Genomic DNA, 14,323 nt, shown 5'->3' on the forward strand with positions numbered 1-14,323 from the left:
GGCAGCTGCGCGGAAGCCGCTGAGACATCGCAGGAGGAACGCGTGGACAGGTTCGACACCATCGTCGTCGGAGCAGGGATGTCGGGGGTCACCGCCGCGCGCATGCTCGCGGATGCCGGTCAGCGGGTCGTCGTGCTGGAAGGGCGCGATCGTGTCGGCGGTCGGATGAACACCGATCGACAGGCAGCCTTCCCCGTCGATCTCGGCGCCTCCTGGGTGCACGGGATCGACGCGTCCCCGCTTTGGGAGTTCGTGCAGGCGCTCGGCATCCCCACGCTCGAGTACACGGTGGGCAGCTTCCAGGTCGGCGGCCGCCCGATCGAGAACTTCGACGGAGACGGCCGGGCGATGGATGCCGCGGCCATCGCGCAGTGGATATCCGATGTCGACGAGGCCGATCGTCTCCTCGTGGAGGAGATCGCGGCCTCCTCCCCCGGCGACACGTATCTTGATGTGACCGAACGCGCGCTCGACCGCTCAGGACTGTCGCCGGAGCGCATCGACGAGATCCGGGAGTTCTTCCGCCACCGCGTCGAGGAGCAGTGCGGCGCTTGGATCGGCGATCTCGACGCGCACGGTCTCGACGAGGACGCCATCGACGGCGACGAGGTCATCTTCCCGCGCGGCTACGACGAACTCCCGCATCGCATCGGCGCGGGACTCGACATCCGGCTGGATCACGTCGTCACCCGCGTCACCCGTTCGGATGCCGGTGTCGTCGTCAGGACCGATGGTGACGAGTTCACCGCGGATCGCGTCGTCGTGACCGTGCCGCTCGGCGTTCTCCAGGCCGGGTCGATCGCGTTCGAGCCGCCTCTGCCGGAGTCTGTCGCCGGTCCCATCGGACGCCTGGGCATGGGCGTGTTCAACAAGATCTTCATCCAGTTTCCCGAGCGGTTCTGGGCCGAGGGAAGCTATGTGATCCGGGCGCTCGGTGAGGCCGGGGAGCACTGGCACTCCTGGTACGACGTCTCCGCGGTGAGCGGCATCCCGACCCTGCTCACGTTCGCGGCGGGACCGTTCGGCCGGCGTATGCAGGAGCTTCCGGATGACGAGGTGGTCGCGGATGCCGTCCGTGCGCTGCGTGTGCTGTACGGCGACGCCGTGGGTGAGCCGCAGGCGCACTGGGTCACGCACTGGGGGCAGGACCGATTCTCCGTCGGCTCGTACTCGCATCTGGCGGTCGGGTCGTCGCATCACGACCACGATGAACTCGCGGGTCCGGTCGACGGCGTGCTGCATTTCGCCGGCGAAGCCACCTGGGGCGACGAGCCCGCGACCGTGGGCGCAGCGTTCTACTCAGGACACCGTGCCGCCGAGCGCATCCTCGGCCATTCGATCGACCTGGCCGAGTTCGCCGCGCGCATCACTGCGCGTGAGCAGACCGAAACGCGTTGACCGCACCGATCAGCCGGAACAGATTCCCGACCTGACGCTGGTCGAGGTGCAGCATCAGCCGCGGCAGATGCAACAGGTCGTCGTCGCCGACCTCGGGAGGTAGCGGGCTCGTCCGCTCGATCCGCCCGGACGCCAGCATCAGACCGAACTGCTCGTTGAGCCCGTCGATCTCGGCATCCGTCGGCTCGTGGCGCAGGCGCAGCACCAGCGAATCCCCGACCCACCGAAGCGAGTCGTAGTTGTGCCAGAACCCGGCGATCTCCGCTCGCGCGGTCTCGACCGAATCCGTGACGACGACGCGGTCGAAGTCGCCGGGCGAGATGACGCCCATGGGCTCCAGGCACTCGTCGATGAAGCGCTGCAGTCCCTGCCAGAAGGTGCCGCCCGGCTGATCCAGGAGCACGATCGGCGTCGGCTCCGCCTTGCCCGTCTGCTGAAGCGTGAGCAGCTCGAACATCTCGTCGAGCGTGCCGAACCCGCCGGGGAGGCAGATGAAGCCGGACGACTCCTTGACGAGCATCAGCTTGCGGGTGAAGAAGTACTTCATCGCGACGACCTGGCCCTGGCCGGTGACGAGGCTGTTCGCCTTCTCCTCGAACGGCAGACGGATCGACACCCCGAGCGAGAGTTCGGGACCCGCACCCTCCGCCGCGGCCTGCATGATCCCTGGCCCCGCGCCGGTCACGACCATCCACCCGTCGGCAGCGAGGGCAGCGGCAGTGTCCCGGGCCTGCAGGTAGAGGGGGTCGTCCTGGCGTGTGCGCGCGGAGCCGAAGACACTGACCTTCGGCACGCCGCGGAACGGTGCGAACAAGCGGAACGCGTCTCGCATCTCGGCGAGAGCGGCCGACGCGATCTTGAGATCGAGCCGGTCGGCATCGTCTTCGCCGAGCCCGATCGCCGTGCGCAGCATCCGCATCACCAGGCGGCGATCCGCGCTCACGCCGGCCTCGTCGAGCACCGCCTTGATCTCAGCCGTCAGGGACTCCGGCAGCGGTTCGTCGGTCATACGGGTTCCGATCAGCTCGTGAGTCGGGCGATCGCCTCATCGAGGGACAGCGCGTCGCGCTCACCCGTGCTGCGATCCCACAGCTCCACCTGCCCGTCGGCAGCACCGCGACCGACGATCACGATCTTCGGCACGCCGACGAGTTCGGCGTCGCCGAACTTCACCCCCGGCGAGACCTTGGGACGATCGTCGTAGAGCACATCGAGGCCCGCGGTCTCGAGCTGCGCCGAGAGTTCCTCAGCAACATCGAACGCGACCTGGTCGCGTCCGGCTGCCACGACCTGCACGTCGAACGGCGCGACGGATGCCGGCCAGATCAGACCCTTGTCGTCGTTGTTGAGCTCGGCGATGATCGCGAGGATCCGGGTCACGCCGATGCCGTAGGAGCCCATCGTGACGGTGACGAGCTTGCCGTTCTCGTTCAGCACCTTGAGCCCGAGAGTCTCCGCGAAGAAGCGACCGAGCTGGAAGACATGACCGATCTCCATGCCGCGCGCGAGCTCGACAGGCCCGGAGCCGTCCGGGGCAGGGTCGCCCGCACGGACGTTCGCGATCTCGACGATGCCATCGGCGAAGAAGTCACGTCCGGCGACGACCGAATGGGCGTGCTTCTGATCGATGTTCGCGCCGGTGATCCAGCTCGTCCCCTCGCTGACGCGGGGGTCGACCAGATAGCGGATGCCGGTGGCGGACTCTTCGCCGAGCACGGCGCCGGTCGGCGACCAGGGGCCGATGTACCCCTTCACGAGCAGCGGGTTGTTCTCGAAGTCGTCTTCCGTCGCGGTCGACACATCGGCCGGGGCGAATGCCACTTCAGCCCGCTTCTCATCGACCTCGCGGTCGCCGGGGATGCCGACGACGACGAGCTCGCGAGTGCCGTCGAGGTGCGAGAGGGCGAGGACCACGTTCTTGAGCGTGTCGGCGGCGGTGTAGTCGCCGTCGAGGTGCGCGTTGCTGTGCGCGACGAGGGTCTCGATGGTCGGCGTGTCCGGCGAGTCGAAGATGACGGGCGAAGCGTCGGCATCGAAGGGAACGGCGTCCGGCACCGGCGTGGTGAACGCCTCGACGTTGGCCGCGTACCCGCCCGCGCTGCGGACGAAGGTGTCCTCGCCGACCGGCGTCGGGTGCAGGAACTCCTCGCTCCGCGCGCCTCCCATGAGTCCGTTGTCGGCGTTCACGATCACGTACTCCAGGCCGAGGCGCTGGAAGATGCGCTCGTACGCGTCTCGCTGCTCCTGGTAGCTGGTCTCGAGACCGGCATCCGACGCGTCGAAGGAGTAGGCGTCCTTCATCGTGAACTCCCGGCCTCGGAGCAGCCCGGCACGGGGACGCGCCTCGTCGCGGTACTTGTCCTGGATCTGGTAGATCGTCAGGGGCAGGTCTTTGTACGACGAGTAGAGGTCCTTCACCAGCAGGGTGAACATCTCCTCGTGGGTCGGCGCGAGGAGATAGTCGGCGCCCTTGCGGTCCTGAAGACGGAAGATGCCGTCGCCGTAGGATTCCCAGCGCCCGGACGCCTCGTAGGGATCGCGCGGCAGGAGGGCCGGGAAGTGCACTTCCTGAGCGCCGGCGGCGGCCATCTCTGCGCGGATGATGGCCTCGATCTTCGCCTTGACCTTGAGGCCGAGCGGCAACCACGTGAACACGCCCGGGGCGGCGCGGCGGATGTAGCCAGCCCGGATCAGCAGCCGGTGGCTGGTGACCTCTGCTTCGGCAGGGTCTTCGCGGAGCGTGCGGAGGAAGAATTTCGAAAGACGAGTGACCACGGCTCAAGTCTAGTGAGCCGTGGTCACTGGTCTCATCGACGCGGTGTCAGTTGAGCGCGGGCAGACCCGAGGGGACGACTCCGCCGCCGTACAGGCTGACCGCCAGCTCCTGCAGAGCGGTCAGGGCGACGCGCTGCGGGAGCGGCCCGTAGGAGATGCGTGCGACGCCGAGCTTCTCGTACTCGGATGCGGCGAGCGCGCCCGGGATGCCGATGACGCTGACCTTCCGCTCGCCGATGCCCTCGACGAGCTGGCGGGTCACGTGGGCATCGAGGATGCCAGGCACGAACACGGAGGTCGCACCGGCATCGATGTACGCGCGTCCGCGCTGGATCGCGTCGGCGATGCTCTCCTTCACGGGGCGCACGCCCGCGCGGACGAACGCGTCGGTGCGGGCGTTCAACGCGAACGGCACGCCCTCGGCCTCGGCTGCCTTCACGATCGCCTCGACCGCGGCGACCGACTCGTCGAACGGCTTGAGGCGGTCCTCCACGTTGGCTCCGACGACGCCGACGCCGATTGCGAGGCGCGTGGTCTCCCCCGCGTCTCCGTAGCCGTCGTCGAGGTCGGCGGTGACGGGAACCTGCACGGATGCCGCGATGCGTCCGACCATGTCGATCATCACGTCGCGCGGCGTCGCCCCGTCGTCGTAGCCGAAGGATGCGGCGATGCCGTGGCCGGCGGTCGCGATCGCCTTGGTCTCGGGGAGTGCCGCGACGGCGCGCGCGCCGACGACGTCCCACACGTTCACGACCCGGAGGATCTCCGGCGCGTCATAGAGTCCGATCAGGGTCTGTGCCTTGGCTGCAGTGGTCATGCCTCCACGCTAACGCGGGTCGTCGACATCGGGGCCACGGAAGTTCGCAGAACGACACGAACCTCGCGGAGAAACTGTCGGATCGGTGCGAAGTTCCTGCCGAGCTGCGAGGTTCGTGACGTCTTGCTCGACCTAGTGTGGAGACATGCCTCAGCGCCGATCGCACGTCGCCCCCTCCGCCGCACAGACCGAGCTCGCCGCCGCCCTGGCATCGCTCAGAGAGTCGCTCGACGCACCGGTCGAGTTCCCGTCCGAGGTCCTCGCCGAAGCAGAGGCATCGACCGCCGCGACCCCCGACCTCGATCTGCGCGACATCCCGTTCGCGACCCTCGACCCCGCGGGTTCGCGCGACCTCGACCAGGCATTCCACCTCGAGCGCGCGGGCTCCGGATACGCGGTCCGCTATGCCATCGCCGATGTGCCCGCATTCGTCACACCCGGCGGTGCCGTCGACACCGAGGCTCGCCGCCGAGGGCAGACGCTGTATGCAGCGGACGGCAGGATCCCGCTGCATCCGCCCGTCCTCAGCGAAGACCGCGCCTCCCTGCTCCCCGACGTCGATCGCCCCGCCCTGGTGTGGACGTTCGCGCTCGACGTCGAAGGCGTCGTCACCGATTTCCGTCTGGAGCGCGCCCTCATCAGATCTCGCGCGCAGCTCGATTACGTCTCGACACAGCAGGCACTCGACCGCTACGAGGACGGCCCCGCCGGTCTGCTGCCCGAGATCGGCGCCCTGCGGCTCGAACAGGAGCGTCTGCGCGGCGGCGCGAGCCTCAACCTCCCCGACGAGGAGGTCGTGCGGAACGCGGACGGCACCTACGGCATCGAACGCACCAGCCCACTTCCCGTGGAGGAGTGGAACGCCCAGCTTTCGTTGATGACGGGGATGGCCGCGGCATCCCTGATGCTCGACGCCGGCGTCGGGATACTGCGGACCATGCCGGAGCCCGACGACGATGCCTTCGACGCCTTCCGCCACCAGACCGAAGCGCTCGGTCGACCCTGGACATCCGGAACCTATGGCGAGTATCTCCGCGCCCTCGACCGAGCCGATCCGCTGACGCTCCCCGTCCTGCAGGCTGCCGCCTCGCTGTTCCGCGGCGCCGGCTACCTGGCCTTCGATGGCACGCCTCCGAAAGACGCCGTCCAGGCCGCGATCGCCGCTCCCTACGCCCACGTCACGGCTCCACTGCGACGGCTCGTCGACCGCTGGTCGCTCGCCATCTGCCTCGAGACGTCGAACGGACGCGAGGCACCGGCGTGGGCTCGCGAGTCACTCGATCAGCTCCCGGCGCTCATGCAGGAGTCGGGTCAGCGCGCGTCGCGGCTCAACGCCGCCACGATCAACTGCGTGGAAGCAGCCCTCCTCACCCCGCTGGTCGGCACCGAGATCGATGCGACCGTCATCGAGCTGCGCGGCGAGCGCGCCCAGATCCAGATCGCGGATCCCGCGGTCACGGCCTCCGCGCCGATCCCGGCCGGCGTGAAGCCCGGCGACGTGGTGCGCCTCCGCATCCTCCGCGCCGACGTCGCCCTCGGTGAGGTGGAGTTCTCGGCCGGGTAGCCTGACCGCGTGGACCATCTCGCCGCCGCCGAACGATTCATCGCCCGCTCATATCCCCGCGCCTCGACGGCCGTCGTGGGCGGCAGCACTGCGCGGGGCGAGCGCACGGCGACCAGCGACATCGACCTGCTGCTCATCGGGGACGCCCTGTTCGACGATGCCTCGCAGACGAGTGAGGCCTCGACCCACAGGTTCGAGGGAGAGACGATCGAGGTGTTCGCGTACACGCCCACCGGGTTCGCCGAGTGGGCGGAGCGTGGTGTCTCTCAGCATCGGCCCGTGATCGTCGACATGCTCGTTGAGGGCATCGCGATCCGCGAGGATTCCCGCACCGCAGAGCTGCGGCGGCACTGGCGGATGATTCTGGATGCCGGGCCGACGATCGACGTCGCCGAGTCGGCGTTCCGTCGCTACGTCATCACCGATGTGCTCGATGATCTCCGCGACGCCACCGATCCGCTGGAGCGCCACGTGCTGTCGTCCGTGCTGTTCGAGCGGACCGCCGAACTGATGCTGCTCACGAACCATCGCTGGGTCGCGATCGGCAAGTGGCTTCCTCGTCGACTCCGTGCGCTCGACGCGCGACGCGCAGACGCGCTCAGCGCCCCGTTGCTCGCGGGCGACCACACCGCCTTCGCGGATCGCGTGGCAGAGGAGCTCGACCGCGCGGGAGGCAGGGTGCAGGAGGGTTTCGTCCGCTGAGCCGCCGGCCGTCGGGCCGCGAGCCGCGCTGCCGTCAGCCCGCCGGTACCGCCGTGGTCGTCATGACCAGCAGCTGAGGATCCGTCAGGTCGAGGGCGATCGAGATCGAGGCGAACTCGGAGAGTGCGTGGACGTGGGTGCCGCCGCACAGGATGACCGCTTCTCCTTCGGGGAGCTCGCAGTGCCAGCGGCGCCGATCCACGATGGTCGGGCCGTCCGTCTCGATGCGACTCGCAGCGCCGGAAGCCACCCATGCGGCGAGCTGCGCATTGGCTGCGGCCTCGCGGCTCGCGAGCGTCGCTGCGAAGGTCTCGGTGTCGAACCCCGCTCGACGCAGGCTCTTGCCGAGCCGGTACTCGTCGACGCTGCCGTCCTCATGGATGCGACTGAACTGATTCGCGCGACCCTCGAAGTCCGGATTGCCGAGAGCATCCGCCCCCGGGTCCTTCCGCCACAGGTCTGCGACGGCGAGGTCGAGTGCGAGCGAAGCGAGGTGGCAGGCGGTGTGCCCTCGGCTGAGACCTGCCCGACGACCGGCATCCGCTGTCAACGAGACAGTCGCTCCGGGGCTCAGCCAGTCGGGAGCCGCTCCGGCGAGCCGATGGCCCACCAGCCACGTCCACCCTTCGGCGCCACGCTTGACGGGGATGTCGCTCCCGACCGCGAACCGGCCGTCGTCGCTCACCGCAGCCATGACGGCCTCGGTGACCTCGACCCGCTCCGCTCCGGCGGTCAGCTCGCCGGAGTCGCCCGGCTGATCCGGCCACGTGTGGTCCACAGGATGGAACGGCGTCGCGTCGACCACGACCACCACTCCGTCCGGGCCCGTCTCGACACGACTGACGGTGGCGTCGCCGTGGACGGAGCCGTCGGCGAAGGAGACGATCGTGGACGACATGGAACTCCTGCTGTCAGGGGGAGGATCGCTGCGAGAGCGAATCAGACGGTGACGACCTGGGCGGTGCCGAGAGGCGCCGCGGGGCCCATCTCCGCGGCGATGCGGTTCGCCTCTTCGATCAGCGTGGCGACGATGTCCGCCTCGGGCACCGTCTTGATGACCTCACCCTTCACGAAGATCTGGCCCCTGCCGTTGCCGGAAGCGACACCGAGGTCAGCCTCGCGCGCCTCGCCGGGACCGTTCACGACGCAGCCCATCACGGCCACTCGCAGCGGCACGGTCATGTCCTTGAGGCCCTCGGTCACGTCTTCCGCCAGCGTGTAGACGTCGACCTGCGCGCGCCCGCAGGACGGGCACGACACGATCTCGAGCTTGCGCTCCCGCAGGTTCAGCGACTGCAGGATCTGATGGCCGACCTTGACCTCTTCGGCGGGCGGGGCGGACAGCGAGACACGGATGGTGTCTCCGATGCCCTCGCTGAGCAGAATGCCGAACGCCGTGGCGCTCTTGATCGTTCCCTGGAACGCGGGCCCGGCCTCGGTCACCCCGAGGTGCAGAGGCCAGTCCCCCATCTGCGCGAGCTGACGGTAGGCCTGCACCATGATCACCGGATCGTTGTGCTTGACCGAGATCTTGAAGTCATGGAAATCGTGCTCCTCGAAGAGCGATGCCTCCCAGCGCGCGCTCTCGGCGAGCGCCTCGGGAGTCGCCTTGCCGTACTTCTGCAGCAGACGCGGGTCGAGCGATCCGGCGTTCACGCCGATGCGAAGGGAGACTTCGGCGTCTTTCGCGGCCTTGGCGATCGCGCCGACCTGATCGTCGAACTTGCGGATATTCCCCGGGTTGACGCGAACCGCAGCGCACCCGGCATCGATCGCCTGGAACACGTACTTCGGCTGGAAGTGGATGTCGGCGATCACCGGGATCTGGCTCTTCTTCGCGATGATGTGCAGCACATCCGCGTCTTCCTGCGTCGGCACCGCCACGCGCACGATCTCGCAGCCCGATGCCGTGAGTTCGGCGATCTGCTGGAGGGTGCCGTTGATGTCGGTCGTCTTCGTGGTCGTCATCGACTGCACGCTGACGGGGGCATCTCCTCCCACCAGCACCTTGCCGACCTTGATCTGGCGGGACTTGCGGCGCGGGGCGAGGACGACGGGGACCTTCGGCATCCCAAGATTCACTGCTGGCACCCGTCCAGCCTACGCCGCCAGGATGCACGAGGGCTGGATACGGCCTCCATCCGTCTTCGCGTCACGCGCCCGAGGCGCACACCGGCGGTGTGGTAGTTTTCACCCCATGCTCGCGAACGTCACCTGGTGGCCCGCCTCCTAGGCGGTGTGTTCGCGTTCCCACGAATTCAGACCGCCTCCGGGGCGGTCTTTTCGTTGAGCCGAGCCGGAGCCCTGCACAGGAGACATCGATGACCCTCTCACGACTCGCCGAGCTCAGCGCCGACCCGGCGGCATCCTTCGTGCTCATCGCACGCGACGGCGCCGACACCGTCGAGCTCCTCACGGGCGATGTGATCGATGTCGATCTGCTCGGCGACATCCCCCTCGACATCGACGGCGTGCCACGCGAGGTCTTCGCGCTGGTTCCGTATCGCCAGGTGCGAGAGCGCGGGTTCGTCGCCCAGGAGGACGGCGCGCCGCTGCGATGCCTGATCGTGGACGAGCACGATCACCTCTCCACCTCCGAACTGATCGAGGCGCTCCCGTCCGCACCGGTACCGCTGCACGACGACGGCTTCGACATCGCGGACGCGGATTACGCGACGATCGTCGAGAAGGTCATCGCCGAGGAGATCGGCCACGGCGAGGGCGCCAACTTCGTCATCCGACGCGACTTCACGGCCCGCATCGACGCCGACGATCGGACGGCCGCACTCACCTGGTTCCGGGCTCTGCTGACGCATGAGCGCGGCGCCTACTGGACGTTCGCGGTGTTCACGCCGGGGCACATCGCCGTCGGGGCGAGCCCCGAGGCGCACGTGGTCGCCCGCGGCGGGGTCGTCACGATGAACCCGATCTCCGGCACCTTCCGCCACCCGGCCGGCGGCGCGACCCGGGACACCCTCGTCGAATTCCTGTCCTCGACGAAGGAGACCGAAGAGCTCTTCATGGTCGTCGACGAAGAGCTCAAGATGATGAGCGCGGTGTGTTCGGACGGTGGTCGGATCACCGGCCCTCATCTGAAGGAGATGTCGCGCCTCACCCACACCGAGTACATGCTCCGCGGGCGCAGCACGCTCGATCCCCGCGACATCCTTCGGGAGACGATGTTCGCACCGACGGTCACCGGATCGCCGATGCAGAACGCCTGCGCGGTCATCCGTCGCCACGAGAGGAAGCCCCGTGGCTACTACTCCGGTGTCGCGGCCCTGTTCACCCCGAACGCGGAGGGCGGCCACGATCTCGATGCACCGATCCTGATCCGCACCGTCTATCTGAACGACGGCGCACTGAGCGTGCCCGTCGGGGCCACGCTGGTGCGGCACTCCGACCCGCTCGGCGAGGTGTCCGAGACCCACGGGAAGGCCGCCGGCGTGCTGGGCGCGATCGGTGCGATCGACCGCGATCGGGTGGCGGAGGCACGCAGCGATGCCGATGCCCCGGGCGACGAGCGCGCTCTCGCCGACGACCCGACCATCGCCGACCTGCTCTCGTCGCGCAACGCCCGCCTCGCGGACTTCTGGCTCAATCCGCAGGGCGACGACCTCGACGGGCCGTTCGCCGGACGCACCGCCGTGGTCGTCGACGCGGAGGACCGATTCACCACGATGCTGGCCCACCAGCTGCGCCACCTCGGCCTCTCCGTGACGATCGGCGCCTGGAGCGATGTCCAGGACGGCGACCTGGCCGCCGCCGATCTCGTGGTGGCGGGACCCGGTCCCGGCGATCCCCGCGATGCCGGAAGCCCTCGTATCGCCCGCATGCGGGAGGTCGTGGCCGGACGCCTCGACGCGGGCGCTCCGCTCCTCGCCGTGTGCCTGAGTCACCAGATCCTCGGCGACCGGCTCGGCATCGAGTTGATGCCCCTGGATGCTCCGCATCAGGGGCTGCAGAAGTCGGTTCCCGTGTTCGGCGAGGATGCCTCGATCGGCTTCTACAACACCTTCACCGCACGGGTGGCGCCGGGGACGACGAACGTCGGCCCCGCCGAGGTGTCAGCGGATCCCGGCTCCGGAGACGTCTACGCACTCCGCGGCCCGCGCTTCGCATCCGTACAGGGGCACCTCGAGTCGATCCTGTCCCGCGACGGCATCCACACGCTCGAGCGACTCGTCCGCCACGCACTCGCCTGAGCCGAGGGCCGCTCCGCAGCTATTGCAGGATGCTGATCGGGTTGAACAGGTCCGCCACGAGCAGCAGCGCGCCCATCCCGATGAGCAGCACCGCGACGACCACCGTCAGCGGCACGAGGCGCGTCGCGTCCACCGGAGCCGGCGGTGGGCGGCGGAAGAGCTTCGCCCACACTCGCTTGATGCCCTCCCACAGCGCGACCACGACATGACCGCCGTCGAGGGGCAGCAGCGGGACGAGGTTGAAGACGAAGAGGGCGACGTTCAGCGAACCGAGCAACCCGAGCAGCACGGCGAAGCGGTTCAGCACGGGCGCATCCGTCGCGGCGACCTCGCCGGCGAGACGCCCGACCCCGACCACGCTCAACGGCCCGTTCGGGTCGCGCTCGCCCCCGGTGACCAGCGACACGCCGATGTCCCACATCCGCACCGGAAGCGTCACGATCAGCGAGCCCACGCGGCTGACGGTGTCGGCCGTCATCTGCGGGCCGGCCGTCAGCGGCTGCTGCACGTAGCCCATCTGGGCGCCCATGCCCACGTACCCGACGGTCTTGACGACCGGGTCGCCTGCCTCGTCGAGGATCGGCTGACCACTGGCATCCGTGATCTTGCGTTCCGCCGCGATCGGAGTGATGCGGAGCGTCTTCTCGGCGCCGTCCCGACGGACGACCATCTCCAGGGTCCGGCCGGGAGCCTTCTGCACGATGGCCGTCGCTTCAGCGAAGGTCGACACCGGCTGCCCGTCGATCGACACGATCACGTCGCTCGGCTTGATCCCCGCCTCGGCAGCGGGTGACGCCGGTTCCTCGGCGGAGCATTCCGTGGTCTGCGATCCCGCCGGGACGACGCACTCCGTCACGGACGCGATCGTGGTCGTCCCCTGCTGCACGCCGATTCCGGAGACGAGGACCGTGAAGATGATCAGCGCCAGGATCAGGTTCATGAACGGCCCGCCGAGCATGACCACCACGCGCTGCCAGACAGGGAGCTTGTAGAAGACGCGGTCCTCTGCGCCCTCGGCGATCGTCTCGTCATTGGCGGATCGCGCGTCCTGGATGAGGGAGCGGAAGATCCCCCGCGCAGGCCCGGCGTTCTTCGAGGCCGGGTACATGCCCGACATCGAGATGAACCCACCGAGTGGCAGCATCTTGAATCCGTACTCGGTCTCGCCGATCCGCTTCGACCACAGACGAGGGCCGAATCCGATCATGTACTGACCGACGCGCACGCCGAAGAGCTTCGCGGGGACGAGATGGCCGACCTCGTGCAGACCGATCGACAGGCCGAGCCCGATCAGCATGAACAGGATGCCGCCCAGATAGAGCAGGATTTCCACCTGCTCACGTTACTGCCCGCCGCCTAGGAATCCGCCCGGCCCGCCGATCCGGATAGGCTGACCGGGTGACTTCCCGGCAGCTGCGACTGGTACGTGCTGCTGCCGTCTCCTCGGTCGCGACGCTGATCGCCGCCGTGTCGCACACGCTGGGCGGCGGAGCCGCTCCGCATCCGCTGCTGATCGTCGCGGTCATCGCCCTGCTGATGCCGTTGAGCGCGGTGCTGATCGGCGTGCGCCAGTCGCCCGCGCGAGTGGCTGCGACGGTCCTCTTCTCGCAGGCCGCCTTCCACCTGCTGTTCCAGGCGCTCGGATCGCCCACCGGCACCGGGCTCGCGAGCACATCGGGGCACGCCCACCACGTCGACCTGCAGGTGCTCGGCTCCCTCGTGCCGAGCGCGGGCGTCGACCCCTCGATGCTCCTGGCCCACGTCGGCGCCGCGGCGCTGACCACACTCCTCGTCTGGCGCGGGGAGTCGGTGGTCCGCACCATCGCCCGCTGGGTCCGCGCACTGCTGCGCCGCGGCGCGCCCACCGCGCCCGCCGACCATCGACGTCCCGCGACACTCCGCTCCTTCGTCCTGCCGCCGTTCGACGCCGCGGTCTCCCCCGCCGTCTCGCGGCGAGGACCACCTGCGCTCCTCCGCGGCTGACCAGTCGCACAGTGATCCGCTGCGCTCACCGCAGTGTCTTTTTTCGCGGGTTCCCGCGCCATTCCGGCGCGCCCGCTTCCACGAGCACTCAGGAGACTCCCTCATGACCAGCAACACCCGTACCACCTCCACTCGCACCCGCCGCGCGCTCCTCGCATCCGCGGCCGTCATCGGCGGCACCGCTCTCGCCCTGGCCGTTCCGACGATGGCCAGCGCGCACGTCGGCGTCAGCCCTGACGAACTCGTCGCCGGCGACCACGGCGTGCTCACGTTCTCGTTCTCGCACGGCTGCGAGGACTCCCCGACCACCGCACTGCGCATCACGATGCCGGACGGGCTCGCGTCGGTCGCTCCGACTCTGGACGGCGACTGGACCATCGACGTCGAGCGCGGCGACGACGGCCTGGTGAGCGCCGTCACCTACACGGCACTCGCGCCGGTGCCGAACGGCCTCCGCGGAGCCGTCAGCATGGGGGTCGGACTCGACGAGGACACTCCCGAGTCGCTGGCCTTCCCCGTCGTGCAGGAGTGCGTCGACGGGTCGACGGAGTGGACCCAGCTCGCCGAGAACGGAGAGGACCCGCACAGCCTGGAGTCCCCGGCGCCCGTCGTGACGGTGACGGAGGCGACCGCCGACGGACACGGCTCGCACGACGCGGCCGACACGGAGACGGATGCCGCCGCCGAGGGCGCCACTCCCGACCCGCTGCCCACGGTGCTCGGCGCCGGCGGACTCGTCGCGGGGATCGCGGCGCTCGTGGTCGCCGTCCTCGCCTACCGCCGCCGCGCCTGATCGACCGTACGTCTGCTCCCGCGTCGCACGCCGGCGCGGGGGCGGACGTGCCGCGGACGGGGTTCCCCCTGCCTCCGTGAGATCAT

General features: G+C 69.1%; 12 protein-coding genes. 6 read left to right on the top strand and 6 right to left on the bottom strand.

Annotated features, from left to right (window positions below):
* The first annotated feature begins 42 nt into the window (after positions 1-42).
* Entirely contained in the window at positions 43-1,398 is a 1,356-nt protein-coding gene (locus tag QFZ21_RS03985; protein ID WP_307374644.1) for an FAD-dependent oxidoreductase, read from the top strand.
* Here QFZ21_RS03985 and QFZ21_RS03990 read toward each other — a convergent pair.
* From QFZ21_RS03990 to QFZ21_RS04000, 3 genes are read right to left on the bottom strand one after another with little or no spacing between them, the layout of a single operon-like run.
* Entirely contained in the window at positions 1,367-2,407 is a 1,041-nt protein-coding gene (locus QFZ21_RS03990; protein WP_307374647.1) for a TIGR00730 family Rossman fold protein, read from the bottom strand. The genes QFZ21_RS03985 and QFZ21_RS03990 overlap by 32 nt on opposite strands.
* 11 nt (positions 2,408-2,418) lie before the next feature.
* A complete protein-coding gene (locus QFZ21_RS03995) occupies positions 2,419-4,173 on the bottom strand; it encodes a proline--tRNA ligase (protein ID WP_307374649.1) in 1,755 nt (584 codons plus the stop codon).
* Positions 4,174-4,219: 46 nt separating this feature from the next.
* Positions 4,220-4,990 (bottom strand): isocitrate lyase/phosphoenolpyruvate mutase family protein, encoded by a 771-nt coding sequence (locus tag QFZ21_RS04000; RefSeq protein ID WP_307374651.1) that lies wholly within the window; start codon positions 4,988-4,990, stop codon positions 4,220-4,222.
* 145 nt (positions 4,991-5,135) lie between these two features.
* Between QFZ21_RS04000 and QFZ21_RS04005 the strand changes: the two genes are divergently transcribed.
* A complete protein-coding gene (locus QFZ21_RS04005; RefSeq protein ID WP_307374652.1) occupies positions 5,136-6,554 on the top strand; it encodes an RNB domain-containing ribonuclease in 1,419 nt (472 codons plus the stop codon).
* Positions 6,555-6,563: 9 nt separating this feature from the next.
* Positions 6,564-7,256 (top strand): nucleotidyltransferase domain-containing protein, encoded by a 693-nt coding sequence (locus tag QFZ21_RS04010; protein WP_307374654.1) that lies wholly within the window; start codon positions 6,564-6,566, stop codon positions 7,254-7,256.
* 34 nt (positions 7,257-7,290) lie between these two features.
* Here the strand turns inward: QFZ21_RS04010 and QFZ21_RS04015 are convergent, their stop codons facing one another.
* Positions 7,291-8,154, bottom strand: coding sequence for a hypothetical protein (locus QFZ21_RS04015; protein ID WP_307374656.1), 864 nt, complete (start codon positions 8,152-8,154; stop codon positions 7,291-7,293).
* 41 nt (positions 8,155-8,195) lie between these two features.
* Positions 8,196-9,326, bottom strand: coding sequence for a flavodoxin-dependent (E)-4-hydroxy-3-methylbut-2-enyl-diphosphate synthase (gene ispG, locus QFZ21_RS04020; protein WP_307374658.1), 1,131 nt, complete (start codon positions 9,324-9,326; stop codon positions 8,196-8,198).
* A gap of 251 nt (positions 9,327-9,577) precedes the next feature.
* Here ispG and QFZ21_RS04025 point away from each other — a divergent pair, with 251 nt between their 5' ends.
* On the top strand, positions 9,578-11,461 hold the full coding sequence (locus QFZ21_RS04025; RefSeq protein WP_307374660.1) for a chorismate-binding protein: 1,884 nt from the start codon (positions 9,578-9,580) through the stop codon (positions 11,459-11,461).
* 19 nt (positions 11,462-11,480) lie between these two features.
* Here QFZ21_RS04025 and QFZ21_RS04030 read toward each other — a convergent pair whose 3' ends face one another.
* Positions 11,481-12,794, bottom strand: a complete 1,314-nt coding sequence (locus tag QFZ21_RS04030; RefSeq protein ID WP_307374662.1) for an RIP metalloprotease — start codon at positions 12,792-12,794, stop codon at positions 11,481-11,483.
* A 65-nt stretch (positions 12,795-12,859) separates the two neighbouring features.
* Between QFZ21_RS04030 and QFZ21_RS04035 the strand changes: the two genes are divergently transcribed.
* Positions 12,860-13,444 carry a hypothetical protein gene (locus QFZ21_RS04035; RefSeq protein WP_307374663.1) on the top strand — a complete coding sequence of 195 codons (585 nt, stop codon included), beginning with the start codon at positions 12,860-12,862 and terminating at the stop codon, positions 13,442-13,444.
* A gap of 103 nt (positions 13,445-13,547) precedes the next feature.
* Positions 13,548-14,237 (top strand): YcnI family protein, encoded by a 690-nt coding sequence (locus QFZ21_RS04040; protein ID WP_307374665.1) that lies wholly within the window; start codon positions 13,548-13,550, stop codon positions 14,235-14,237.
* Positions 14,238-14,323 lie beyond the last annotated feature (86 nt).

Source organism: Microbacterium sp. W4I20 (assembly GCF_030816505.1).
Lineage (GTDB): Bacteria > Actinomycetota > Actinomycetes > Actinomycetales > Microbacteriaceae > Microbacterium.

Coding starts and splice junctions, on each gene's coding strand:
- QFZ21_RS03990 (WP_307374647.1), bottom strand. CDS start 2,407: ATGACCGACGAACCGCTGCCGGAGTCCCTGACGGCTGAGATCAAGGCG.
- QFZ21_RS04000 (WP_307374651.1), bottom strand. CDS start 4,990: ATGACCACTGCAGCCAAGGCACAGACCCTGATCGGACTCTATGACGCG.
- QFZ21_RS04005 (WP_307374652.1), top strand. CDS start 5,136: ATGCCTCAGCGCCGATCGCACGTCGCCCCCTCCGCCGCACAGACCGAG.
- QFZ21_RS04015 (WP_307374656.1), bottom strand. CDS start 8,154: ATGTCGTCCACGATCGTCTCCTTCGCCGACGGCTCCGTCCACGGCGAC.
- ispG (WP_307374658.1), bottom strand. CDS start 9,326: ATGCCGAAGGTCCCCGTCGTCCTCGCCCCGCGCCGCAAGTCCCGCCAG.
- QFZ21_RS04025 (WP_307374660.1), top strand. CDS start 9,578: ATGACCCTCTCACGACTCGCCGAGCTCAGCGCCGACCCGGCGGCATCC.
- QFZ21_RS04040 (WP_307374665.1), top strand. CDS start 13,548: ATGACCAGCAACACCCGTACCACCTCCACTCGCACCCGCCGCGCGCTC.